The sequence below is a fragment of the Arthrobacter bambusae genome (genome assembly GCF_022606295.1).
GTDB classification, from domain to species: domain Bacteria; phylum Actinomycetota; class Actinomycetes; order Actinomycetales; family Micrococcaceae; genus Arthrobacter; species Arthrobacter bambusae_A.
Map to the genome: position 1 here is coordinate 1 of NZ_JAHHZS010000015.1, position 24989 is coordinate 24989.

At 64.5% G+C, this 24989-nt stretch carries 22 protein-coding genes; 11 read left to right on the forward strand and 11 right to left on the reverse strand.

All coding sequences use genetic code 11. The features are described 5' to 3' along the window. Positions 1-13: 13 nt before the first annotated feature. From KNN17_RS11810 to acs, 6 genes are all read right to left on the reverse strand, one after another. A complete protein-coding gene (locus KNN17_RS11810) occupies positions 14-793 on the reverse strand; it encodes a DeoR/GlpR family DNA-binding transcription regulator (protein ID WP_241709277.1) in 780 nt (259 codons plus the stop codon). Positions 794-822: 29 nt separating this feature from the next. Next, the gene (locus KNN17_RS11815; protein WP_241709278.1) at positions 823-2877 is read right to left on the reverse strand and encodes a beta-galactosidase; all 2055 of its coding nucleotides are present in this window, start codon (positions 2875-2877) and stop codon (positions 823-825) included. Between the two features lie 6 nt (positions 2878-2883). Beyond that, complete coding sequence (locus tag KNN17_RS11820; RefSeq protein ID WP_241709279.1) at positions 2884-3795, reverse strand: carbohydrate ABC transporter permease; 912 nt, start codon at positions 3793-3795, stop codon at positions 2884-2886. Continuing rightward, positions 3792-4796 carry a carbohydrate ABC transporter permease gene (locus KNN17_RS11825; RefSeq protein WP_241709280.1) on the reverse strand — a complete coding sequence of 335 codons (1005 nt, stop codon included), beginning with the start codon at positions 4794-4796 and terminating at the stop codon, positions 3792-3794. Before KNN17_RS11825 ends, KNN17_RS11820 begins: the two co-directional genes overlap by 4 nt. Before the next feature lie 14 nt (positions 4797-4810). Beyond that, positions 4811-6127, reverse strand: a complete 1317-nt coding sequence (locus KNN17_RS11830; protein ID WP_241709281.1) for an ABC transporter substrate-binding protein — start codon at positions 6125-6127, stop codon at positions 4811-4813. Positions 6128-6322: 195 nt separating this feature from the next. Next, positions 6323-8368, reverse strand: a complete 2046-nt coding sequence (gene acs, locus KNN17_RS11835; protein ID WP_241709282.1) for an acetate--CoA ligase — start codon at positions 8366-8368, stop codon at positions 6323-6325. A 427-nt stretch (positions 8369-8795) separates the two neighbouring features. Here acs and KNN17_RS11840 point away from each other — a divergent pair, with 427 nt between their 5' ends. The 3 genes from KNN17_RS11840 to KNN17_RS11850 are packed head-to-tail and all read left to right on the forward strand — an operon-like array spanning position 8796 to position 11502. Then, a complete protein-coding gene (locus KNN17_RS11840; RefSeq protein WP_241709283.1) occupies positions 8796-10022 on the forward strand; it encodes a hypothetical protein in 1227 nt (408 codons plus the stop codon). Between the two features lie 11 nt (positions 10023-10033). Then, positions 10034-10825: an endonuclease III gene (gene nth, locus KNN17_RS11845; protein ID WP_241709284.1), complete on the forward strand. Its 792-nt coding sequence runs from the start codon at positions 10034-10036 to the stop codon at positions 10823-10825. After that, positions 10822-11502 carry an NUDIX hydrolase gene (locus tag KNN17_RS11850; RefSeq protein WP_241709285.1) on the forward strand — a complete coding sequence of 227 codons (681 nt, stop codon included), beginning with the start codon at positions 10822-10824 and terminating at the stop codon, positions 11500-11502. Before nth ends, KNN17_RS11850 begins: the two co-directional genes overlap by 4 nt. A 57-nt stretch (positions 11503-11559) precedes the next feature. Here KNN17_RS11850 and KNN17_RS11855 read toward each other — a convergent pair whose 3' ends face one another. The 3 genes from KNN17_RS11855 to KNN17_RS11865 form a co-directional block, all read right to left on the reverse strand. Continuing rightward, positions 11560-11760 (reverse strand): YegP family protein, encoded by a 201-nt coding sequence (locus KNN17_RS11855; RefSeq protein ID WP_078107639.1) that lies wholly within the window; start codon positions 11758-11760, stop codon positions 11560-11562. Positions 11761-11999: 239 nt separating this feature from the next. Then, positions 12000-12863 (reverse strand): CHAD domain-containing protein, encoded by an 864-nt coding sequence (locus KNN17_RS11860; RefSeq protein WP_241709286.1) that lies wholly within the window; start codon positions 12861-12863, stop codon positions 12000-12002. Between the two features lie 44 nt (positions 12864-12907). Continuing rightward, entirely contained in the window at positions 12908-14602 is a 1695-nt protein-coding gene (locus tag KNN17_RS11865) for a bifunctional 3'-5' exonuclease/DNA polymerase (protein WP_241709287.1), read from the reverse strand. Between the two features lie 452 nt (positions 14603-15054). Here KNN17_RS11865 and ssd point away from each other — a divergent pair, with 452 nt between their 5' ends. From ssd to KNN17_RS11900, 7 genes are all read left to right on the forward strand, one after another. Beyond that, entirely contained in the window at positions 15055-16074 is a 1020-nt protein-coding gene (gene ssd, locus KNN17_RS11870; protein WP_241709288.1) for a septum site-determining protein Ssd, read from the forward strand. Next, positions 16071-17354 carry a TadA family conjugal transfer-associated ATPase gene (locus KNN17_RS11875; RefSeq protein WP_241709289.1) on the forward strand — a complete coding sequence of 428 codons (1284 nt, stop codon included), beginning with the start codon at positions 16071-16073 and terminating at the stop codon, positions 17352-17354. Before ssd ends, KNN17_RS11875 begins: the two co-directional genes overlap by 4 nt. Before the next feature lie 395 nt (positions 17355-17749). Beyond that, positions 17750-18166 (forward strand): type II secretion system F family protein, encoded by a 417-nt coding sequence (locus tag KNN17_RS22545; RefSeq protein WP_308196803.1) that lies wholly within the window; start codon positions 17750-17752, stop codon positions 18164-18166. Further along, positions 18166-18798, forward strand: a complete 633-nt coding sequence (locus KNN17_RS11885; protein ID WP_241709291.1) for a type II secretion system F family protein — start codon at positions 18166-18168, stop codon at positions 18796-18798. The genes KNN17_RS22545 and KNN17_RS11885 overlap by 1 nt, the downstream gene beginning before the upstream one ends. A gap of 762 nt (positions 18799-19560) precedes the next feature. Next, positions 19561-19911 (forward strand): DUF4244 domain-containing protein, encoded by a 351-nt coding sequence (locus KNN17_RS11890; protein ID WP_241709292.1) that lies wholly within the window; start codon positions 19561-19563, stop codon positions 19909-19911. A 38-nt stretch (positions 19912-19949) separates the two neighbouring features. Further along, the gene (locus tag KNN17_RS11895) at positions 19950-20468 is read left to right on the forward strand and encodes a TadE family type IV pilus minor pilin (RefSeq protein ID WP_372489671.1); all 519 of its coding nucleotides are present in this window, start codon (positions 19950-19952) and stop codon (positions 20466-20468) included. After that, positions 20465-20842: an Rv3654c family TadE-like protein gene (locus tag KNN17_RS11900; protein WP_241709294.1), complete on the forward strand. Its 378-nt coding sequence runs from the start codon at positions 20465-20467 to the stop codon at positions 20840-20842. The genes KNN17_RS11895 and KNN17_RS11900 overlap by 4 nt, the downstream gene beginning before the upstream one ends. Here the strand turns inward: KNN17_RS11900 and KNN17_RS11905 are convergent. Beyond that, a complete protein-coding gene (locus tag KNN17_RS11905) occupies positions 20839-23163 on the reverse strand; it encodes a DEAD/DEAH box helicase (protein ID WP_242598767.1) in 2325 nt (774 codons plus the stop codon). The genes KNN17_RS11900 and KNN17_RS11905 overlap by 4 nt on opposite strands. Positions 23164-23268: 105 nt before the next feature. Further along, positions 23269-23964, reverse strand: a complete 696-nt coding sequence (locus tag KNN17_RS11910; RefSeq protein WP_078107650.1) for a GNAT family N-acetyltransferase — start codon at positions 23962-23964, stop codon at positions 23269-23271. Between the two features lie 125 nt (positions 23965-24089). Here KNN17_RS11910 and trhO point away from each other — a divergent pair, with 125 nt between their 5' ends. Next, complete coding sequence (gene trhO / locus KNN17_RS11915; RefSeq protein ID WP_078107651.1) at positions 24090-24983, forward strand: oxygen-dependent tRNA uridine(34) hydroxylase TrhO; 894 nt, start codon at positions 24090-24092, stop codon at positions 24981-24983. The last annotated feature ends 6 nt before the right edge of the window (positions 24984-24989 follow it).

Genomic DNA, 24989 nt, shown 5'->3' on the forward strand with positions numbered 1-24989 from the left:
GGTCTCCCACTGGCTAAGGTGCGGCGATCCGGAGCTTCCCCACGCCGTCGGCGAGGATGCGCCGGGCATCCTCGCCGAGCTGCGAGTCCGTCACAAGCACGTCGGCATCCTCCAGCTGGGCGATCGAGGCGATGCCAACGGTTCCCCACTTGCTGTGATCCGCCAGGACAACCACGTTGCGGGCCGCACTGATGAAGGCCCGGTTGGTTTCGGCTTCCTGCAGGTTCGGCGTGGTGAATCCGGCGTCCGCATCCATGCCGTGGACACCCAGGAACAGGGTGTCCAGGTGCAATTGCTTCAGCGCGGCCGTGGCGATGGGGCCTACCAAAGCGTCCGACGGCGTGCGCTCGCCGCCCGTCACGATGACCGGGAAACCCTCCCGGGAACCTGAGGCGTTGTGGAAGAGATCCGCGATCCTGATGGAGTTCGTCACCACCGTGATCCGCGGGCCTTCCAGCAGTACCTTGGCGAGTTCGTAGGTGGTGGTTCCGGCGCTCAGGCCCACGGCCATCCCCTCATGGACCAAGGTGGCCGCCTCGACCGCGATCGCGTGCTTCTCCTCGATCAACTGGGTGGATTTCAGCTCAAAGCCGGGTTCATGCGTCCGGGCATCGCCGGGTATCTTGGCCCCGCCGTGGATGCGCTCGACGAGTCCGGACTCCTCCAGCGACTCGATGTCGCGCCGAACGGTCATGGCCGAGACTCCCAGCAGTTGCGCGAGATCCGAGACGCGGACAACCCGTTCGCGCTGGACGGCGTCGACAATGGCGGTGTGGCGGGCTGCCTGAAGCATCGGAGCCTTTCTGGAGGGACGGCGGGTGGCTAGGCGGGAGTGGCGACGACGGCGACGCCCCCGGCAGTAAGGTTCAGCGTACCTCCGGTGGGCGTCCCGCTCAGGAGTTCGACGCCGTCGAGCGGCACCTGCGCGTCCTGTGCACTGTGGTTGATGACGAAGGTCCAGTCCTTGGTGCCGTTGCTCCTGCGGACGATTTCCACGTCTTCGGGAGGCCGGACGCCCAGGACCGGCTCCACCCCGGCGTCCGAGCAAAGGAGCTGGACCAGTTCTGCCAGCCCCTCGCGGCCCAGGCTCGTGGCCACGTAGTAGGCGGCGCCGCGTCCGGTGGATCCCGCCCGGCGGGTCACCGCCGGAGAACCGTCGACGCCGGACCCGCCCGCGGCTGCACCGCCGTCGAACGTGGCAAGAACCTCCGCCCCGGTTGCCTTCCCCAGCTCGCTCCAGACCGTCCCGGCGCCGAAGCGGCTCAAGCCCACGGCAGCGCCCGAGCGCAGGGGGAAGAATTCCTCCATGCTCACGCCCAACAGTTCGGAGAAGGCCCCTGGATAACCGCCGCCGTTGACCGGGTCCATCCGGATGTGGTCGTTCTCGTCGACGATTCCGGAGAAATAGGTGATCACGAGGGTTCCGCCGGCTTCGACATATTCGTGGAGCTTCGTGGCGGTCTCGTCCGTGACGAGGTAAAGCATGGGCGCGATCACCAATTTGTAGCCGGAAAGGTCGTCGGTGCTTTGTCGGATGTCGGTGGTGACGCCTGCCCGGTAGAGGGCGTCATGCCAGCGCCGCGTTTCCGGGAGGTTCCGGGCGTCCTCGCTGGGGTGCGAGTCCAGTTCGGTGCCCCAGCGGGCGTCGGTGTCGTGGATGATGCAGGCGTCGGCCTGGACGGTGGAGCCGGCCACCTCGGAAATGCTCCCGAGCGCACGGCCCAGCTCCACCACTTCGCGCCACACTTTGCTGTCGCGGCCGGCATGGGGGACCAATCCGGAGTGGTACTTTTCGGCCCCGGCGCGGGAGGCGCGCCATTGGAAGAACAAGACTCCGTCGGTTCCGCGGGCCACGTGCTGCAGGGAGTTGCGCAGCATTTCTCCCTGGGCCTTGGCCACATTGCGGGGTTGCCAGTTGACTGCCGAGGTGGAGTGTTCCATCAGGAGCCAGGGTTTGCCCAGCGCCCACCCGCGGGTGAGGTCGGCCGTCATGGCCAGGTCCTGGAAGTTCCGTTCGTCGGCGGCAATCAGGTAATGGTCATTGGACACCACATCCATGTGCCCGGACCAGCGCCAGTAATCAACAGGAGCGTTCAGGCCCATGTTGAAGCCCATGAAATTGGTGGTCACGGGGTGCTTCGAATGCGCCCTGATGATGTCTGCCTCTGCGATGAAGCATTCAAGGAGGGCGTCGGAGGAGAACCTCGCGAAATCCAGTTGCTGCGTGGGGTTCACCCACGTTCCCGAGCGGCGCGGGGGCAGGATTTCGGCCCAGTCGTAGTAATGCTGGGACCAGAAGGCCGTGCCCCAGGCCTGGTTGAGCGCGTCAAGGCTCCCGTACCTGGCCTGGAGCCATTCTTGGAAGCCACGCTCCGCGTGGGGGCCGAAATCCGGCTGGTTGTGGCAGCCGTATTCGTTGTGGACATGCCACATCACGACGGCGGGGTGCCCGGCGTAGCGCTGCACGATCGCCGTCGTCAGGGCTGCTGCCGCCCGGCGATAGTCGGGTGAGCAGGCCGCGAAGGCTTGCCGCGAACCGTAACTTTGCCGGACGCCGTCGGCATCCACCGGGAGCGAATCGGGGTACTTGCGGCTGAACCACGGCGGGGGAGATGCGCTCGCGTTCGCGAGATCCACACTGATCCCGTTGCCGTGGAGCAGGTCCAGGATCCTGTCCAGCCAGCCGAATTCGTACCGGCCTTCTTCGGGCTCCAGAAGCGCCCAACTGAAGATGCCGACACTGACCAGGTTCACTCCCGCTTCCTTCATGAGGGCGACGTCGTGTTTCCAGACCTCTTCGGGCCATTGTTCGGGGTTGTAGTCGCCGCCGAACGCGATGCGGCCGCCCAGCTTGTCGACGATGTAGTCCATTGCCATGCGTTTTTATCCTTTGCTGGAACCGAGCGTGAGACCGGCCACGAATTGGCGCTGCAGCACGAGGTAGATGATCAGGGTGGGTATCACGGTGATGGTGGCGCCAGCCGCCAGCAGGTTGTAGTTGCTGAGGAACTCGCCCTGCAGGTTATTGATGGCGGTGGTGATCGGCAGCCGGTTTCCACTTTGGATGAAGAGCAGCGGCCAGAAGAAGTCGTTGTAGATGAAGATGACTTCCAGGGTTCCGAGCGCCGCGAGTGCGGGGCGGCACAGCGGCAGGATGATGTTCCAGTACTGCCTCCAGATCCCGGCGCCGTCCACCAGGGCGGCCTCGGTCAGGTCGGACGAGAGGGCCTTCATGTAGTTGGAGAGCACGAAAGTGCAGAAACCGATCTGGAACGCCGTGTCCACGGCAATCACCGAGATGTAGGTGTTGAGCAGGTTGCCGGAATCGCTGAAGGAGTAGGGCAGTGTGACATGTTTGAACATCTCGAACAACGGGGCCGCAAGGACCTGCGGGGGCAGCAGGTTGCCGGCCGTGAACATGATCAGGAGGGTGACGTTGAACTTCCAGCTCACCCGGGAGACGGCGAACGCCATCATCGAGGCGAAGAACAAGGTCAGGAGCACCGAGGGCACGGTGATGATCACCGAGTTCAGGAGGTACTTCGAGAATCCGCCTTGGGTCCATGCCGTGATGAAGTTGTCGAAATTGAAGGTGCCGCCAAGGCTGAAGTAGCCGTATTTGTCCGTATCCGCTTTGGGACGCAAGGCTGTGAACAAGGACCAACCCAACGGAATCAGCCACATGATTGCCATGACGGTCAGGAAGATATGGGTCCCGTAGTGGCGCTTGCCGGAATTCCGGCTTGTGCCTGAGGCTGCTGGTGTGCGCGGGATGGGATTGGCGAGGGTGCTCATGCCTTGCTCTCCTTGCCGAAGGTGCGGATGAGGTAGAAGACGATGGGGATCAGCGAGATGACCAGGAGAATCACCGCGAGGGACGAGCCCACTCCGATCACCTGGCCTTCGCCGATCAGGTTCTGGATCACCAGGGCGCTGATCAGTTCAAGGCCGTTGGTCCCTCGGTTGATCACGTACACAATGTCGAAGGCACGGAGCGACTCGATGATCGTGATGACCACGATCACGATGTTCACGGGGCGCATTGCCGGGAAGACGATGCGGAAGAACGTCTGCGCCGCATTGGCGCCGTCGATCGACGCGGCTTCCCGCAGCGAGGGGTCCACGCCCTTGAGCCCGGCCAAATACAGGATCATCACGTAGCCCGCGTGACGCCAGGTGGCCGCAATCATGGCCGCCCAGATATTGACATTGGAATCGCCGAACCAGTCCACGGCCTGAGGCGTGCCCGCCGTGCCCAGGAGGTAGTTCAGGAGTCCGCTGTCCCGGTTGTAGAACAGCTGCCAGATGATGCCGATGAGGGCCAGGGACAACATGACGGGTGTGAAGAAGATGCTCTGGTAGATCTTGCTGCCGCGGATCTTCTGGTCCAGGAGCACGGCCAGCAGCAGGCCAAGGGGTGTCGCGATCAGGGCCAGGAAGACGAGCCACAGGACGTTGTGCTGGATTGCGGGCCAGAACGGGGGATAGTCCTGGACCACATAGCGGTAGTTGTCGGCTCCTGCGGCCTTGATGTCCTTCAGGTCCAGGCCGTTCCAGCGGGTGAAGCTCAGCGCGATGGAGAAGAGCGTGGGCAGCCAGACCAGCAGCAGTTGGATCAGGGTTGGCAGGCCCACCATGATCGCGAGGATGAATTTGTCACGGCGGGTGAGGCGGCGGACTTTGCCCGCTTTGCCGGTCCGCCTGCCGGCGCCGGGCTGGCTTTTGCCGGCCATGGTTCGCCCGGCCGCGCCGGGCTCGCTGTCCGGGGCGGCCGGTTTCTCGGCGGTAGTACTCATGGGGATTCCTTCAGCTACTGGGCTGCGTAAAGGGTCTTGGCCTGCGCTTCAAGGTTCTTGACGTCCACGGTGCCGTCCTTGATGAAGGACTGCAGCGCGGGAATCATCACGTTGTTGGCCATGGCAGGGAGGGCGTCCCGGTCCAGGAATTGGCTGATGTACTTGGCATTGGCGATGGTGTCCGCGCACTTCTTGTTCAGCGGGGTGAACTTCGAGGTGTCGGCGCCCTTGACGGTGGCGATATTGGAGCCGTCCACGGCTGAGTAGGCGTTCTGGCCTTCGGCGGATCCCATGAACGCCAGGAAGTCGTGCGCCGCTTTGTTGTCGCCGCCCTTCTTGGAGAGGAGCAATCCGTCGATGGGGGCTTCGACTGCGTCGGTGCCTTCCACTGCGATTTCCGGGAAGGGGAAGAAATCGATGTCCGCCAGCACAGCGGGATCCGTGAATTGCTGGGTCACGAAGGAACCCAACAGGTACATGCCGGTCTTCTTGGCTTCGAGGGCCTTGGCCGCGTCCTGCCACGTCTGGCCGAGGGCTGCAGGATCCTGGAACGGGAGAAGGGCCTTCCACGTGTCGAAGACGTCGCTGACCTTCTTCTGGTCCCAGCTTTCCTTGTGGGCGGTCAAGTCCACGTGGAATTGGTAGCCATTGAGGCGCATGTTGATGTAGTCGAAGGTGCCCATGGCCGGCCAGCCGTCCTTGTCCGCGAAGCCGATGGGGATGATGCCGTCGGACTTCATCTTGGTGGCCAAGGTCTTCAGCTCATCGAACGTCTTGGGGACTGCGTAGCCCTTTTCTGCCCAGAAGCTCTTCCGGTAGAAGAAGCCCCACGGGTAGTTGTAGTTGGGGACGAGGTACATCTTGCCGTCGGGCCCGGTGGAGGCTTTCTTCATTGCGTCGGAAAAGTTGCTGCCGATCGTTGCCCACACGTCGTCCACGGGAGCCAGGAGGCCCTTGCCCGCGTAGTACTGCATGCGGTAGCCGGCGAACCAGGTGAAGGCATCGTCGGGGCTGCCCTGGAGGTAGGAGTTGATCTTGTTCTGGAAGTCGTTGTGCGGGACGACGTTGGTGGCCACGGTGATGCCGGACTTCTTGGTGAAGGCATCGGTGACGGCTTTGTAGGCGGCCTTGGGAACATCGTCGGAAGAGCCCGAGCCGAAGGTCAGGCTGTTCGAGGAGGCTCCCGGAGCTGGGCCGGATCCGCCGGTGCAAGCGGCCAGCAGCGGAATGCCGGCGAGACCGGCAGCACCGATACCGAGCGTTTTCAGGATGGTGCGGCGTCCAGGGCCAGCATTGTGGGCCGACTGGAACGGGTCAAGATTCGCTGCCATGTTCTCTCCCTTGAAAGCGTGGTGCTTGTGAGTTTTCTCACGTAGAACTCGACTATAACCGCTCAAAAGAGAACATGAAAGAACTAAATATAACATTCTTGCGACAGCGGGTTTTAAGACAAAAGCGGCGGTCCTCGTGGGAGAGGACCGCCGCTTTTGCTTCCGGGCTCGGCGCCGGGTGGTTCGGCGCAGTGCCTACTTCTTCAGGGACTCGGCGATCTGGGCCATGATCGTCGGATCGGAGAGGGTGGTGGCGTCGCCGGCTTCGCGGCCTTCTGCGACGTCCTTGAGGAGGCGGCGCATGATCTTCCCGGACCTGGTTTTGGGCAGTTCGGGTACCACGAGGATGTGCCTGGGCTTGGCGATGGGGCCGATTTCCTTGCCTACGTGGTTGCGGAGCTCGGCGACGGTGGAGTCGCCGCTGTCCTGTCCCGACGGGGCGGACTCACGCAGGATCACGAACGCGACGACGGCTTGGCCGGTGGTTTCGTCGGAGGCTCCGACGACGGCGGCTTCGGCCACCCAGGGGTGCGAGACGAGGGCGGACTCGATTTCAGTGGTGGAGAGCCGGTGTCCGGAGACGTTCATCACGTCATCCACCCGGCCCAGGAGCCACACGTCGCCGTCGTCGTCCTTCTTGGCCCCGTCGCCGGCGAAATACATGCCCTCGAAGCGGGACCAGTAGGTGTCCTTGAACCGTTCCGGATCGCCCCAGATGCCGCGCAGCATCGCGGGCCACGGTTCGCGGACCACGAGGTAGCCGCCGTGCCCGTCCGGGACGGACTCGCCCGCTTCGTCCACGACGTCGATCGCGATGCCCGGCAGCGGGACTTGCGCGGAGCCCGGCTTGGTCGCTGTCACGCCCGGCAGGGGCGCGATCATCTGGGCGCCGGTTTCGGTCTGCCACCAGGTGTCCACGATCGGGGCGGGGTGTTCCTTCTTTTCGCCGTTCTTGCCGGCGTTGCCGCCGATGACGTCCCGGTACCACATCCAGGCCTCGGGGTTGATGGGCTCACCCACCGAGCCCAGGACCCGGATCGAGGACAGGTCGTACTTGCCCGGGATGTCCCGGCCCCACTTCATGAACGTCCGGATCGCCGTCGGGGCGGTGTAGAGGATGGAGACCTTGTACTTTTCCACGATTTCCCACCAGCGGCCCTGGTGCGGGGAGTCCGGGGTGCCTTCGTACATGACCTGGGTAGCGCCGTTGACCAGCGGTGCGTAGGCGACGTACGAGTGGCCGGTGACCCATCCGACGTCGGCGGTGCACCAGAACACATCCGTCTCGGGGTGCAGGTCGAAGACAGCCTTGTGGGTGTACGCGGTCTGGGTGAGGTAGCCGCCGGTGGTGTGCAGGATGCCCTTGGGCTTGCCCGTGGTCCCGGACGTGTAGAGGATGAACAGCGGGTGTTCGGCGTCATGCCCGACGGCGGTGTGCTCGCCGGAGGCGGCGCCGACCGTGTCCTCCCACCACTGGTCCCTACCCTCGTGCCAGTCCACCGGCTCGCCGTTGCGCTTGACCACCACGACGTTCCGGACCGAGTGGCCTTCTTTGGCGAGGGCCTGGTCCACGGCCGGCTTGAGCGGGCTGGGCTTGCCGCGCCGGTAGGTGCCGTCGGCGGTGACCACGAGCTTGGCCTCGGCGTCATCGATCCTGGAGCGCAAGGCATCGGCGGAGAAGCCGCCGAACACCACCGAGTGCACGGCCCCGATCCGGGCGCAGGCCAGCATCGTGATCACGGCTTCGGGGATCATCGGAAGGTACACGGCCACCCGGTCACCCTTGGCCACGCCGAGGGACTCGAAGGCGTTCGCGGCCTTCTTCACCTCGTCGGTGAGCTGGGCGTAGGTGTAGGAACGGGTGTCGCCGGGTTCGCCTTCGAAGTGGATGGCCACCCGGTCCCCGAGCCCGTTCTCGACGTGCCGGTCCAGGGCGTTGTATGCGGCGTTGACCTGTCCGCCGACGAACCACTTCGCGAACGGCGGGTTGGACCAGTCCAGGGCTTCGGTGAAGTCCGTGTCCCAGTCCAGAAGTTCCCGGGCCTGCTTCGCCCAGAACGCGGGACGGTCCGCACTCGCTTCCTCATAGACTTCGGCCCGGACTACCGCGTTGGCCGCGAACTCAGGGGTGGGTGCGAACTTCCGGTTTTCGTGGAGAAGGTTTTCGAGGGCATCGCTGTTGCCTGCCTCGTCGGATCCGGTTGCAGCGGTGGTCGTCGATCCATTGGCGTCCTGGGACATGTGAACCTCTTCATTCATCGATCTCTGCCGCGCGGGTGTCCCGTGGGGAGGCCGACCCAATCGCGCCAAAAGTGCACGGCGTTGGGCTGCGGCGCCTCACGGGATTCCGCAAAGAGCTTTTCCGGAACCCACCTTAGCGTTTTGAGGCCACAACAAGTGTCTGCGGTCACATTCTGGACCGTGCGGGACATCGGGTCCGCGCCGAACGGCGCCGAAGGCTCCAGGCCGGGCTCCCAACGCGGGCCAATATTACGGGTGCGGCATCCCAGCCTCCGCCCCCGCGCCAACTAGTGGACTGTCAGACGGGTGGCATAGGCTGAAGAAGTCTCGAGACACGAAACTTGCCGCCCGGTCCGGCCCGGAAAATACCGGGTGCAGCCTTGGGCGGCAGCGTCCGGAACACCGCCGTACTAAGGAGATTTTGCACATGAACCAGACGAGCCAAGGTCCGAAAAGCGGTGCGCAAGCGCCCGGATCGGCCCCTGAAGCAGCTGCTGGATCCGGGGCGCCGGTGCCCGGCAGCTTGACCTCCCCGAAGTACCAGGCCGTCCTGGGTCCGTTCACTATCCGGGACGTGACCGTTTTCGGTTCCGCCTTGCTCATGTTTGTGGGGTCCCTCCTGCCGATGTTTGGCGGGCGCTACAACCTGTGGAACTTGAACAACCTTTTCTTTCTGGCTCTGGGCGTCCTTCTTCCCCTGGTTGTTGCCGCTTTGTTCGTTTCCCGGCGCCTGCAGCCGGGGAACGTTGTGCGAATCGGTTCCCTTTCTACTGACCAGTTCGCTTCCGTCGTGGCGTCGTTCGCCCTGACCCTGTTCTTCCTGTCCGCGGCAGGCGCGTTCACCGTGTTCGTGCTCGTCGGACTCATCGGCTCGGCAGGTCTTCTGGCTGCGACGGTCCTGGCTCCCCATTTGCCGCTCCTCCGCGACGACTTCAAGGACCGGGCCGAACAGCCCGCCCACGTTGTGGCCCGCGAATCGGTCATTCCAACGCGCAAGCCTGCCGTGCCGAAGCCGGCTAAGCCTGAACCGGCCAAGCCTGAACCGGCCAAGCCAGAACCGGCACCTGCCGGCCTGGCAGCCGTTGAGGTCCCGGCCGTTGCACGCGCCGAGCCCGCCGCCACCGAGGCGGCCGCCGTCGTGCGCCCGGAGCCCGCCGCCACGGAGGCCGCCGCCGTCGTGCGCCCAGAGCCCGCCGCCACGGAGGCCGCCGCCGTCGTGCGCCCGGAACCTGCCGAGCCCGCAGTTGCCGACGGCGGGCGGGATGCGCAGGCGTCCGCGCCCGAGGAACCCAAGCACCTGCCCGCTGCCACCATGGCGACGCCGATTGTCGGTGGCGCAGAGACCGGAGCCGGGGCTGCCACCCAGTACATCGGCACGGTCGATCAGCCCCGGAAACACGAGCCCATCGGCGCCACCGTTGATCCGGCCGCGCGAAGGGACGAATCCGAACACGACGCCCGGTACGAGGCATTCTGGTTCGCCGTGGCCCATCCCCGCGTCGTTGTCGACGAGCACACAGGAATCCCTGCCTTCACCATCGAACCGGGCGCGTGGGTATTGGCCCTCGAAGACCGCGGCCAGGAATTCCTCGTACAGGATACTGACGGCAAAGTGGGCGTTCTGCGCGACCTCAGCCACATCGAACGCGGCTAGCCAGGCCGGCCGTGGACACCGTCGTCGAAACCCCGCTGGCTTTGAAGCGGCGTGCGCGCAAAATCAACAAGGCGCTTGCTGAGCTTTATCCCTACGCCCACGCTGAGCTTGATTTCCGGAACCCGTTCGAGCTGGTCGTGGCTACGGTGCTGTCCGCCCAGACCACCGATGTGCTGGTCAACCAGGTAACGAAAATCCTGTTCGCACGCTATCCGGATGCCCGGAGCATGGCCGAGGCCGAGATTGCCGAGCTGGAAGCGATCCTGCAGCCCACCGGTTTCTTCCGTGCCAAGGCGAAGAACGTCCTTGCGCTCAGCACACGCTTGGTGGACGAGTTCGACGGCGAGGTTCCCGGACGGCTGGAAGATCTGGTGACGCTTCCCGGCGTCGGTCGCAAAACGGCGAACGTGGTGCTCGGCAACGCCTTCGGGGTTCCCGGAATCACTGTGGACACGCATTTCGGCAGGCTGGCGCGCAGGTTTGGCTGGACGGCGTCCGAGGATCCGGTGAAGATCGAGTTCGATGTCGCGGAGCTGTTCGAGCCCAGGGACTGGACCATGCTGTCCCACCGCGTCGTTTTCCATGGCCGGAGGGTTTGCCATGCGCGCCGGCCAGCGTGCGGAGCGTGTGCGGTGGCCAATTGGTGCCCGAGTTACGGCGAAGGCGAAAAGGATCCCGTCGAAGCCGCCAAGTTGCTCAAGTACGAACTGGCCCCGGGCAACGAAGCGCTTCTCGCGAAGCTGCTTGCCGAGACGCATCGCGCGGCGGAGATTCGGATGGAATCGCAAAGGAGACCTGCATGACCGCGCTCGAGGATCTCGTCAGCCTGATCACCAGGATTGATTCCGGCCTCCATCCTGGCCCGGATCCGCGGATTGCAGCTGCAACTGTCGATCCGGACAAGGCTCGGAAAGCGGCCGTGCTCATGCTCTTCGGCGTCCTGGACGACGTCCCCGCCCAATCCGGGAAGCCCGTGGCCCCGGCGGATCTGGACGTCTTGCTCCTGGAACGCGCCCACACCCTGGACGACCATCCGGGACAGGTGGCGTTCCCGGGCGGCAGCATCGACCCCGGCGATGAGTCGGCCGTGGCGGCGGCCCTCAGGGAAGCGGTGGAGGAGACCGGACTGGACAGCGGAGGCGTGCAGGTGCTCGGTGTCATGCCGGAACTTGGCCTGATCCGCAGCAATTTTGTGGTCACCCCGGTCCTGGCGTGGTGGGCGTCGCCCTCGCCCGTGAGGGTGGTGGACTACGGCGAGTCCGCCCAAGTGTTCCGAGTTCCGGTGCGCGATCTGCTCGATCCCGACAACCGATACACCGGAACGCTGACGAGGCTCGGCAGGACTTTCTCGAGCCCGGTGTTCCAAGTCAACGGAGTCGTGGTCTGGGGATTCACCGGGATGGTGCTCAGCGGCCTGTTTGACGCCTTGGGCTGGACTGTTCCGTGGGACCCGGAGCGCCTGCTCGAAATCGAGATCTAGTCTCCCGCCGTAGCAGGCAGGACGCCGAGTGGGGGCTCCGACCGCTGCGCCGGGGGGCTATGCCGCGCGTCGGGCTGTCTTGGAGTGATCCACAACGATGCCCGTGGCGGCATTCTCCCGAACGGCGTTGATGCCGGCCACTACGGCCTTCAGGTGTTTGAACCGCGGCGATTCCGCTACCAGGGTTCCATCGGCAGCCGTCAGCCGAAACCGGTAACCGTCCTCGCCGTCTTTGAGAATCTCGAATCGTCCAGCCATCGTTGCTGTTCCCCCTTGGATACTGCCTCGCATAGTGATCCGCACAGCACAGTGACCTGCGCAGCGGGTGCGTCTTTGCACTGTGGCACTTCTCACGTCGAACGCCACAAGGCGAGACTATCGAGAACAAAGGGGAGTGCTGAAGTTACTTTGGGGTACATTACTTGCCCGGGTCATGCCGGGTTCGTTTCCGCCATATGACTCGCTTTCGGGACCACCTGCGGTTATGGTTCCGGGCTTCAAAAGGTCAGGGCACGCCTTGGCGCCGGCACCGGATACTCGGCGATCGCCATGCGGAACTCTTCCTCTGCGTTGAGCCGCCGCCGGACCTCCATCGATTCCAGCCTTTGGGCGTCTTCAGCGTCAATTCCCGGGCTTTTTGCCAGTTCCCTGATCCATTCGCCGGCCACGACGGCGTCATGCTGCTCGCCCAACAACCGCTGCAGACCGATGGCGGGCTGAATCACCCCTGAGGCGTGATGGCTGAAGGCGTCCGCGACTGCTTCCGCCGAGTAGCGGAGGCACTTGACGTCCTTGCGCGCCTGGTGGAGTGCTGCGTTGCGCACCTGCGCGTCGCTGTTGCCCTCTTGCTCCGCGAGGCTCTGCTGCAACCGCTCCCACCGGGCCTGGAGGCGCTCCGCGAGGTCCGCCGTCGGGTGCTTGTATTCCCTTGCCGTGGGCACTTCCAACAGCGCCGCCCTTGCGGCCCTCACGGTGCGTTTGCTGCGCTTGCGCCCGCCAAGGGAAGCAGCCAGCCGTGCGCTGGACGCTTCCAGTTCCTCCACGGCCAGGCGCACGGTCCCGGGGCTCTTCCACGAGTCCTTTGTGTCCAGGGACAGCCGTATTCTCTGTGCAAGGACATAGGCATCCCTGGACTCGCCGAGCGACGTTGCGAGCCAACTGACTTCCCCCCGGGCCGTCCGGGGGAGACGAGGGATCATGCCGCGATAGCAGCTGAGCACTGAACGGAGCCGGCGAAGGGCAAGCCTGGCGTTGTGTACGGCCTCCGGGTCGGCCGCTGCGATCAGCGGCAATTGTCCTTCCAGCTCTGTAAGTTGGAAGGCGATGTATGCAGCCAGCGGTGCCTGGCCTTTGTGTCCCACGGGGCAATCGTCCTCTGCTGCTGCGCCCGGGGCAATAGCGCCGATTACTTCGCTTTGTCGTAGGAATCGACGACGGCAACACTCACCGGAAATTCGACCGGAACCCGCCCGAACAGCAGTTCCTTCGCTGCGGCCGCGGCCTCTTCGATGGCCTTGATGCACGCTTCCACCGACTCCGTAGGCGCGTGGACCATGACCTCGTCATGCAGGAAGAACACGAGTTCCCCGGCAGGCAGGCCGCAGGCACGTGCGGTGCGCAGCCGCCGTCGAAGTTCGGCAAGCCAGCACGACGCCCAGTCCGCCGCGGAACCTTGCACCACGAAGTTCCTCGTGAAACGTCCCCGCGAGCGCGCGATGCTGTCCGCGCGCCGCTGCTCTTCCGCCGTCGTGGATTGCTGGCTGCGGACCCAGCGTTCCGACGGCGGCGGGCTGCTGCGTCCCAATCTTGAGGTCACGGTGCGGCCGCCTTCGCCGTCGCGGGCTGCCTGTTCGACGAAGCCGACTGCCCGGGGATACGTCCGGGTCAGCTGTGGCATGAGGCGTCCGGATTCGCCCGTGGTAGCGCCGTAAATTGCACCGAGCAGGGCGATCTTGGCCTTCGAGCGGTCGCCACCGAAACCCTGGGCGGCTATACCGGCGTACAAGTCCTTGTCCCGTGCGGCCTCGGCCATTTTCGAGTCCTGAGCAAGCGCCACCAGAACCCGGGGCTCGAGCTGGGAGGCGTCTGCGACGATCAATTTGTGGCCCGGGTCGGCGTGAACCGCACCCCGGATCTGGCGCGGAATCTGCAATGCCCCGCCGCCCCGGGACGCCCAACGACCGGAAACCACGCCCCCCACGACGTACTCGGGCCGGAACCGCCTTTCGCTCACCCAGGCGTCCAGCCATGACCAGCCGTTGGCAGCGAACAAGCGGGAGAGCTTCTTGTACTCCAGCAGCGGCTCGATGGCCGGATGCTTCGATTCCTTGAGCTCCCACTGGCGGGTGGTTTTTACTTCGATGCCGTTCCGGTGCAGGGCACGCATGAGGTCCTGCGGTGAATCCGGATTCAACTTCGGGGACTGGAGAATCCCGCGAAGCTCGTTGCAGAGCGCCTCCAGCCTGGCTGGCCGGTGCCCGGCGGGAGGCCGGGGACCCAGGTGGCGTTCAAGGATCTCTTCGTGCAGCGTCTCCTGCCACGGCACGCCCGTGAACTGCATTTCTGCGGCGATCATGGCGCCGGCGGATTCGGCCGCCAGCAGCAGTTTCAGTCGGTGCTGCCGGCCTTCTTCCTTGGAGCCCTGGCCGAGCGCATGTTGCTGGGCCGCGAATTCGGCACGGATCTCGTTCAGGCCTGGCTGGGTGCTGCGCGGGACCAGGTCGTCGAACAGCGCGTCCTGATCGGCGGGTGGCGGGGGTGGCTGGAGGATGCGCGGCGGAACCGGCATTTCGTCGTCTTGCGTGAGCTTTTCCGCGCTGCGGGCATAGTCCGTGTGGGCCGTGAACTCGGAGTGGACCAGGATGGCGCGGCAGAGTGTGAGGTCGTGGCAGCGCTCCAGTTCCACCCCGGCCTGGAGCATCGCCGGGTACCAATCCTGGGTCCGGTTCCAGACCCAGCGCGGACGACTTTTCTCCAACACGCTGACGACGTCGGCCAGATCGGCCTTTCGCACGACGCGCGGCTCTGTGACGGCTACTCCGGCCGCATCGCTTTCCTGAATGGCTGCGCCGTCTGGATGGGCGGCGAGCAGCAGGTACATGCTGACAATTCTGCCTTGTGATTCCGTGGAACCCTGCACTTTGCGGACAGTTGCCGTCCGCGATACTTCCGCCAGCGATACTTCTGTCCGGGGTGATGCCGTCCGGGGTGGAGGGGTTCGCGGTGGTGCGGTTCGCGGTGGTGCGGTTCGAACGAGGACTCCTCGTCCACAGGCGTTGTTGCCGTTGCTTATCCACATAGGCCGATACGGGCCTTCACTGCCCGCGGCGAAACGGAGAGAGTGGCTTCATGAGCGGGCAACATCTGGAGCGGAACCACGGCACCAATCGCGGCTCGTCGGTGCTTCAACGCCGCGGCCCCGGATCCGGTGGATCCGGGGGTCGCGCCCGATCCGGGGGATCCGGTCCACCGCCAGGGCCGGAGCAAGGCCCGGCGCCTGGCCCGTCTCATGGAGAGCCGTGGGTTCCTGCCGATTCCAGCGAAGTCCTTCTCGTGACAGGAAACGTCCGGCTTCAAGCTGAAACCGAAAGGATCGCTGCCGCTGTCGGTGCGAGTCTCCGGACAGTCGTCGATTTATCGGCCGCGCTACCCATGTGGGACACCGCGGGAATGGTGCTTCTCGGCAGCGACGTCCGCGAGCTTCCGCCCCGTCGTCGTGCGCCTTCAGTCTTGCTGGGCCTCGACGGTGAAGGGGATTCTTTGTGGCAATTGGGGGCGGCGCTGGGGGCCGAACGCGTGGCAGTCTTGCCGGAAGCGGCAGCCTGGTTGGCCGAGCACCTCGGCCGGTCCCCCGACCCGGACCCCGGAGGATTGTTGCTCGGGGTGACAGGAGGGTGCGGCGGTGCGGGCGCGTCCACGGCTGCGGTGTGGCTGGCTCAGGAAGCGGCGGTCCATGGAATACGGACGCTGCTGGTCGATGGCGATCCCCGGGGAGGGGGGCTTGAGCTTTACCTGGCTGCCGAAGATGCGCCGGGACTGCGCTGGCCCGATCTTGCAGGTGCCAGCGGGAGCATCGGCACCGGGCAGCTAAGCGACTCCCTGCCTATAGCCGGAGGATTCTCCTTCTTGTCTTGGCCAGGCAGTCGCGACCGTTTCCTGGACGTGGAGCCCGGCGCTGTCGCGGCTGTCCTCGATGCGGCGAGACGCGGATTTGAATTGGTCATTGTCGACATCGGTCGCGGAACAGAATCGCTTGGCTGCTTCGCCTGGGAGTGCGACAGGATCCTTATGGTGGCACCGGCTCAACTCCGCGCAGCAGTCGCCGCTGCCAAGCTTCTCCAGGATCTGCCGCCTGTTGACACAGCCTTGGTGATCCGTGGAACGGCCGGTTCGGCCTTGGACGGACCCCTCGTAGCCGATTCGCTGGGTCTGCCCCTTAACGGCGTGCTCCCCGAACTCCGCGGTACGGCCGCGGCGGCGGAGCTCGGACGCCTTCTGGAATTCGGCAAACGGAAGGCCGTGCGTCGCTTTGCGGAATCCGTCCTTCACCTACTCGACGACGGAGCAGCATGAGTGCTTCTGCCTTCCCCAGCGGCGGGCGCTGGCGCAATACCAGACTCTTGGACGCCGCGTTGCTTGAAACCGTGCGGGAAACCGTCATGGCCGACGCCGGACCGGTCACTCCGTCGCGAGTGGCCGCGGCCGTCCATGCGACGGGCCGGCTCCTCGGAACCGCAGGGGCGCTTGCCGCCGTTGAATCGATCAGCGCCGAATTGAGCGGACTTGGACCTCTCCAACAGCTTGCCCGCGATGCCTCAGTGACGGACATCTTCGTGAATGGCCCGGACTCGGTGTGGTTCGATCGCGGTAAGGGGCTGGAACGGGCCCACGTGCATTTCGACGGTGAACCCCAGATCCGTGCCTTGGCATCCCGGCTGGTGGCGGCCGGTGGGCGTCGTTTGGACGACGGTTCGCCCTGCGTTGACGTCCGTCTCGTCGGTGGATACCGGGTGCACGCCGTACTGCCTCCGATTTCCACTGAGGGAACTTTGTTGTCAGTGCGGATCCGGCGCGAGGAGGTCTTCTCCATGGACGAGCTGCGTACGGGAGGCATGTTCGCAGCACCGGTCCAGCAGGCGCTGCACGCGATGGTTGACCGCAGGTTGAGCTTCCTGATCAGCGGTGCCACGGGTTCCGGGAAGACCACGTTGCTGTCCACGATGCTCGGCTTGAGCAGCCCGCATGATCGGCTTGTCCTGATTGAAGACGCTTCCGAGCTGAATCCCGTGCACCCGCACGTGGTTTCCCTTGAATCGAGGCACGGAAACCTTGAAGGCGGGGGCGCACTCGACCTCGGCGAACTCGTTCGGCAGGCGCTGCGGATGCGGCCGGACCGGTTGGTCGTGGGCGAGTGCCGCGGCGCTGAAGTACGTGAGCTGTTGACGGCACTCAATACCGGCCACACAGGCGGCGGTGGCACCATCCACGCAAACACTGCCGCAGCAGTCCCTGCCAGGCTCGTGGCGTTGGGCGCGCTCGCAGGCTTGAGCCGGGAAGCCGTTCAACTGCAGCTTTCAACGGCGTTGGATGCAGTAGTCCACGTCGAGCGGACGCCTGCCGGCCGGCGAGTTTCCTGTATTGGGGTGCTGTCGGAAAACGGGTCCGCCCCATCCGTGGTGCCTGCTGTTGAGCTGCGGGCGGGTGCTGCGGTTCCCGGTCCTGCGTGGCGGGATTTCGCGGCTCGCCTTGGCCTGGATCCCGGGCTCCTGCTTGCTTCCCAAGGACCGAATCCCCGCCCGGATCACCTGGGGGCGGCGCATCTTGGAGTGGATCACCTTGGAGGCGCCGCGTGAGCGGATTCCTGGTTCTCGTCCTGGCGGCCGCTTCTTGGGTGACCTTCCAACCGTCTTGGCGGCTTGGCAGACGGGTCCTGCGCGCTCTACCTCATGCTCCCTCGGTTGTGGCTGGGCCCAGGCCCGCGACGCGCACGCCCCGAGGACAGTCTCGCCCGGACACGTTGCCGCTCACGGTACTCGTGCAGCAGTTGGCCGCACTCCTCCGGGGAGGCCGTTCGACGTCGAGGCTCTGGGAGGAACTCTGGATGGTTCATGGGGACAGGGGCCACCGCACTGGTTCGGGCGACCCCGGGGGTTTCAATGCGCGAGGAAAGGCGCGAGGAAAGGACCCGGGACTACCCAAGCTGTCGTCTGGGTCTCTTCAAGTTCTCGCGGCGGCAAGGGCGGCCTCGATGATCGGAACGTCGGTCGCCGAAGCCATACGAACGTCTGCAGCGAAGGATCTCAAGGGCGGGAATCCCGGGGAACGCCGAATCTGGGGAGAACTTGCCGCCTGCTTGGACGTTGCGGAGGCGAGCGGTTGTCCCTTGGCCGACGTGCTGACGCGATTTTCCGCCCAACTCGAGGCCGAGGACGACGCCGGTGATGCGCGCCAGACTGCCCTGGCCGGCCCGAAAGCCACCGTGCGCCTCCTGACATGGTTGCCGGTATTTGGCTTGGGGTTGGGCATGCTGCTCGGGACGGATCCAGTGGGGGTCCTGTTGGCCAATGGGGTCGGGTTGGCGGCGCTGGCGGCTGGGGGCGTCCTGACCGTCGCCGGCAGAATATGGTCATCCCGGCTGGTGCATGCCGCGGTGGGCGGTGACTGATGGGCCTGGCTTGGCCTGCCATCGCAGTGTCCCTGCTATTGATCTTCGCGGCAATCCTTGGGCTGGCGGATCAGGGAAGAACCCGGCGGTGTGCAGCCTTGCGGATGCTTCGCGAATCATCAGGGAACAACGGCCCACTCAAGAACGCACGGAGAGGCGAGGCGGTAGGCCCGCACCCGAATCCCGGGGGCCAGGAAGGCTTGCGCAATGTGCCGATGATCCTTGAGCTCGTGGCCGCCATGCTCGACTCAGGGGCGGGGCTCGGACGGGCCCTTGACTTGATCGCCGCAAGCGCGTCCCCGCAGCTCAGCCGCACGCTGAGCACGGTGGTTGCCGCCCTCGAGATCGGAACTGACTGGGAGACCGCGTGGCGGAGTTCGGGCCAGCAGTGCGCTGAAGCGCGCAAGCTCAAGGACGCGCTCGCCTTCGCCGCCCTGACTGGCGCGCCATCCTCGGCCATCCTTTATGCCCAGGCAGCACGACTGCGGCGTGAACAGTTCAGGATGGCGGAAAAGCGTGCTGCCGCGCTCGGCGTGAAACTCGTGATCCCCTTGGGTCTTTGTTCCTTGCCCGCCTTCATCTGCCTTGGCGTCGTCCCCGTGCTCTTGGCAATGCTTCCGTCAGGGGGCTAATCCGCGGCCCCTACCGCGCGCATGGTCAGCCCAGCATTGACGAGTTCGCGGGCCGCAAGCCGTAACTCTTCGGCTCGCGCTGTCAATGTGGTTTTAGGCATGCCACTATTCTCAGGCTCACCATGGCTGGTGTCGATCCATAGGGGTGGTCAGGCATTCCACAAGCGGTATAGCGCGAGCCCAGAGTCGCGTGAATGCGAATGTCGAAAGATTTACCTCCAGCGATACTTGTTCGGCCACGGACAGGCTGGAAAGGTAGCAGTCCCGGCGTTGGTGTTGCAATGCCAGCATTCCATTTCCGGAAACGGTCGCCTTCGGGGGCGTCGGGGCGGCGAAGGTAACACTCAACCTGAACCTGCTCGGAAAGTTCGCGCAGTCTCTTCCGTCGCCGCCGAGAGAGGATCAAATACATCATGCCCAGCATCACCACGTAGACGGCGGCGCTTAGTGCCGCCCCTTCCAACGCACGCCCCGACAGAGCTCCGATGAGAAAGTAACTGCCACCGCCGGCCACAAAGAAAAGCGCTACGTACCAACGGCGGCGCTTCTCGATCGTATCTGACTGTAAAGGACCACTAGCCCATACGAATAGGGGCGAGATGGTCGCTCCGCGCGAACGTTCGTGAAGGGGGCTTCCACTCCGCAGAAAGGTCAGGAGCGAGTTTTCCACTTAGGAGAGTTGGGGCCTTTCGAAGCCCAGGGACGGACGGAAGAGTCGAAGTATGTCCGGCAGCCAAGCCGGCCCGCAGAAAGGAACCTGAAATGAACGCAACCATCAACACCGCCCGGCCCGGCAGGCCCCTCGGCCAGGCAATCCCTTTTCCGCCGGAGGCCGAGATCCTTGAACTGTTCCCGGGCTCGCCGGGACACAACCCCGTCCAGATGCCTACCCATCCGCGTTCCAACGCTCAAACAGGCCGCGACGACTCTTCCGTTCCGAAACGGTCGAAGAAGCGGGTCGTGGGGTCCGAGCTTGGCATGGCAACGGCCGAGTATGCCATCGCCACGCTTGCTGCTGTGGGCTTCGCCGGGCTCTTGGTGGTCATCCTTCGCAGCGAGGAAGTACGTGGCTTCCTTCTGAACCTCATTCGTAGCGCGCTCTCCCTGCCATGACAAGGCAGCGGGGTTCAAGGCAATGCGCCGAGACTTCGATCAGACGGGCCGCTCCGGGGAAAAAGGTTGATGGCCGGGCGAGCCACCGTCGGAAAGAGGCCTTCCCTGAGGGGGACTACGGTGCGGTCACTGCGGAATTTGCCGTGGCGTTGCCTGCTGTCCTGCTTCTATTGGCCTTGCTTCTCGCAGGATCGGCCGCGGGAATTACCCAGCTGCGCCTGGAAGAAGCTGCCAGGGCGGGAGCGCGGGCCCTCGCCCGCGGAGATAGCCATGCCGCCGTGGACGGAATCGTTCGAAGACTGGCAGGAGATTCCGCGTCGGCCGCCGTTGCGGAAGACGGCAAATGGATCACGGTCACAGTATCTGCCCGCGTGGTCGGGCCTTTTGGCTCGCTCATCCCCTGGAGTCTTTCAGCGACTGCGTCGGCGAGGGGAGAGGCACCGCAACCATCAGCATCCACCGCGCCTCTCTTCAAGGTCGGAGACGGCGTTGTGGACTTCAGAGGTGCTGTGCCGATGGAGAGGCTCCAAACCGCTGTGGAAGAGGTCGCGGCGTGAGGGCAGGTAGTGCCCGCGTCGGCGATGGCGATCGCTTTGCGGAAAGCGGTTCGGGAACCATCCTGGCTGTTGCTCTGGGCCTCGTTGTGTTGGCCTGCCTGGCGGCGGCGTTGACCCTTTCCCATGCTATGACGATGGCCCACCGGGCAGCGTCTGCCGCCGATCTTGCTGCGCTCGCGGGAGCCGACGCCGCCCGCGGACTGACAGCCGGAGATCCTTGCGTGGTCGCCAGCGAAACGGCCGCGCGGCACGGAGCTTCGTTGTCGGCTTGCACAGTACTCGGAGGTGGGATCGTGGAAATCCGGACGAAGCTGGACCGCGGCGCAGTCTTCGGGACCGCGACAGGCCGCTCCCGGGCCGGGCCGCCGCCCTAGACCGCGTCCCGCAGCAGCACGTCGATCAGCGTGACCGCAGCGTCCTTGTCCAGGGGATTGTTCTTGTTGCCGCATTTGGGGGACTGGACGCAGGAAGGGCATCCGGAGTCACATTCGCAGGCTTTGATGGCGTCCCTTGTGGCGGTCAACCACACTTTGGCTTTCTCGAAGCCACGCTCGGCGAATCCGGCCCCGCCGGGATGGCCGTCGTAGACAAAGATCGTAGGGACTCCGGTGTCGGCGTGGAGCGCTGTTGAAACACCGCCGATATCCCAGCGGTCACTTGAAGCGACCAGCGGAAGGAGTCCGATGGCGGCGTGCTCGGCGGCGTGGAGCGCACCCGGGAACTGCGCCTCGATAAGGCCCGCGCCGGTCAGTGAACGGTTGTGAACCACAAACCATACCGCCTTGGTGAAGAGATCCCTGGCCCCGAGTTCCAGCGGTTCTTCCCCCAAAACCTCGTTGGAAATCAGTGCCTTACGTTGGAAGGAGACCACCTGTGTTGTTACCTTCACTTCGCCGAAGTGGACTGCGATATCCCCCCATTCCATGGTCCGGAGGGATTGCAGGACCTCGATCTGGGTCACATCGCGCGCGGTCGTGTAGTAGTCGGGGTTCGTTCGGCGAACCACCACGCAATGGTCTTCTTCGTTCAGTTCCTCGACCAGGTAACTGTCCCCTTGGTGCACATAGATCGCCCCTGTATGCGCCTGGTAATGCGTCTGTGGCGAGTCCATGGTGCCCAGCAGGGAGCCAGTGTCGGAGTCCACGATGCTCACGGGGCCACCGCCGTCTGCGCGGAGGTTCACCATGGCCGCTGCGCTCTCGGGATGGGTCCAGAACCAGCCCGCGGGCCGTTTCCTCAGGTAACCCTGCTCCACCAGCTGATTCAGGAGGGACTCGGATGTTGGCCCGAACAGGCCGAGTTCGGCCACGCCGATGGGGAGCTCAGCCGCTGCCGCACACAGATGGGGGCCGAGCACGTAAGGGTTTCCTGGATCGAAAACGGTGGCCTCGACCGACACATCAAAGATCGCCTCCGGATGGTTGACGAGGTAGGTGTCCAAGGGATCATCGCTGGCCACGAATGCGGCAATGGCGTCCTGGCCCGCTCGGCCGGCCCGTCCGATCTGTTGGAACAGGGAAGCCCTCGTCCCGGGCCAGCCGGCCACCAGCACTGCGTCCAGTCCGGATATGTCGATACCGAGCTCCAATGCGGACGTGCTGGAGACCCCAAGCAGCTCGCCGGAACGCAAGGCCTTCTCCAAAGCCCGTCTCTCCTCGGGAAGATAACCGGAGCGGTAGGCGGCAACCCGTTGCGGCAGGCTCGGGTCCACCTCATCGAGGAGGCGCTTGGTGATGGACGATATTGTTTCCGCGCCGCGCCTGGATTTGATGAAGGCGATGGTCCGCACACGGGAGGACACCAGATTGGCCAGCAAGTCCGCGGTCTCGGCCACAGCGGTCCTGCGGGAATTCGCCCCGTTTTCGCCCTTCAGGTCGGTCAGCGCAGGTTCCCAGAAAGCCACAGTGGTGGAGCCATGCGGTGAACAGTCCTCGGAAACTTCACGGACGGGAGTGCCGATGAGCCGGGAAAATGACGTCCCAGGGTCTGAAGCCGTCGCCGACGCCGCAATGAACACCGGTTCGGGAAAGGAGGTGCCGGCACCGTAGTAGGCGCAGATTCGCCGGAGCCTGCGCATGAGGTTGGCGACGTGCGACCCGAACACACCCCGGTAGCTGTGGGCCTCGTCCACGATGACGTATCGCAACCTGCGGAAGAAGCGGGCCCACCACGTGTGGTTGGGCAGGATCCCGAAGTGCAGCATGTCAGGGTTGGCGAGGATGAAGTTGGCATGATCGCGGATCCAGCGGCGCTGGGACTGGTCGGTATCGCCGTCGTACGTTTCCGCCCGGACGGTAGGGAGCCTGAGCGCGCGGATCGCTGCGAGCTGGTCGGCTGCAAGCGCTTTGGTGGGCGAGAGATACAAGGTGACGGCACCGTCGTCGTGGATCTTGCCCGGCTCGGACAGCACCCGCAGCTCGGAACGATGGATCGCGTCGAGGGCGGGGAGCTGGTAGGCAAGCGACTTCCCGGAGGCGGTCCCGGTGGCGATGACGACGTTCTGGCCCGAGTGGGCGAGCTCCGCTGCTTCGATCTGGTGCCGGTACGGTTCGTGGATGCCCAAGGTTCCGTAGGCGGCAACCACATCGGGATGAGCCCAGCCCGGCCATGCCTCATGGACAGCCTGGCGCGCCGGAATAGTGCGGACATGTCGCAACTGCTCCGGGTCCGGGCTCCTGCCCAGAAGGGAGATCATCGATTCAGTTGCGTTCACCTGAACATTCTGTCATCGGAACGGAACCCAACGGTTGCCGGTCCAGCCGCGGACCCGCTGCGGGCAGCTCCCGGCGCCGAAGGCCGGCTACGCGACGGACAGGTCGGTCTCGTCGACCGGCTTGGTGGACATCATGAGCACCTGGCTCACATGCTTCCAGCCAAGGTGGGAGTAGAGATGCTGTCCGTCCAGAGAAGCCAGGAGGAGGCCGCTTTCAACATCGTGTTGAAATGCCTGCGCGGCGAGGGCCTTCATGATGAAACTGCCCAGTCCCCGGCGCTGGTAATTGGGCTCGGTGACGATCTTGTCGAACACCGCCGTCTGCCTGACCACGAATACCTGGCCGCTGGCCGCGACCTCTTCACCGGCATGGACCACCGCATAGTGGACGCCCTTGCTCTCGGAAGTCGTGAGCTTCAGGTCGTCATCCGAGAGCCACGGATCTTCCGCATCCTGCGTCCCCATGTCCACGATCATCATGGTCTGGGAATCGGAGGTGATGTTCAGCCCGTTTTCGCGCGCCAACTGGGTATAGCGCGCGACGTCGTTCGTGAGGATCGTCAGGATACGGGTTTCCGCCTGGGCGGTCTTGGCAGCCAGCGCGGCGAACTCGGCGTCGGAGGGGTCGTGCGCAAAGAATTCCCAGTCGCCGGTTTTGTCCGCACGCAGTGCTGCCGGGAACCGGCCTTCCTTACGCGTTTCGTAGCTTCGGGACCCCGACCAGCCAGCCACCCAGACTTCGAGCAGCTCAGCGATGTCTTCAACCAAGGCGTCGTGACTCATGTAGAGAGACTATGCCAGAGGTCTGGGAATCAACAGGGCCGGTCAGTAACAGCTCCATTAACACTTTGGGCAGCCGGAAAGCGGCTCGGCGCACGGGTTTGGGGCCACCAAGTACCCTTAAATACGTGGCTTTGAACAGAATTGTGCTCTTCTATGGCTTTACCCCGATCGCGGACCCGGACGCCGTTCGGCTCTGGCAGCGTGCCCTGTGCGAGAAGCTCGGCCTGACCGGGCGCATCCTTATTTCGCGGGACGGCATCAACGCCACAGTCGGTGGGGAACTCAACAACGTCAAGCAGTATGTGAAGACCACCAAGGAATACAAGGGTTTCCACGATATCGACTTCAAATGGTCCGAAGGCGGAGCGGCCGACTTTCCGAGGCTCAGCGTCAAGGTGCGGGATGAAATCGTTTCCTTCGGTGCCCCCGGGGAACTGAAGGTTGATGCGAACGGCGTCGTCGGCGGTGGCACCCACCTTCAGCCTGAACAGCTCCATGCACTCCTGGAGGAAAAGAAGGCAAGTGGGCAGGAAGTAAAGTTCTTCGACGGGCGCAACGCCTTCGAAGCCCAGATCGGCAAGTTCAAGGACGCAATCGTCCCCGACGTCGCCACCACCCACGACTTCATCAAGGAACTCGACTCGGGTAAATACGACGACCTCAAGGACCAGCCTGTGGTCACCTACTGCACCGGCGGCATCCGTTGCGAAGTCCTGTCCAGCCTCATGGTGAACCGCGGCTTCAAGGAGGTTTACCAACTCGACGGCGGGATTGTCCGTTACGGCGAAACCTACAAGGACCAAGGGCTGTGGGAAGGCTCCCTGTACGTTTTCGACAAGCGCATGCACCTGGAATTCAGTGAGGAAGCCAAGACCATCGGCCAGTGCGTCCGCTGCCAGGCACCCACCAACAAGTTTGAGAACTGTTCCAACCTGAGCTGCCGCAACCTCACTCTGTATTGCGCGGAATGTGCGTCGAGCCCGGAAACGTTGCGTTGCCCGGAAGGCTGCGCCGCCTAGCTCCGG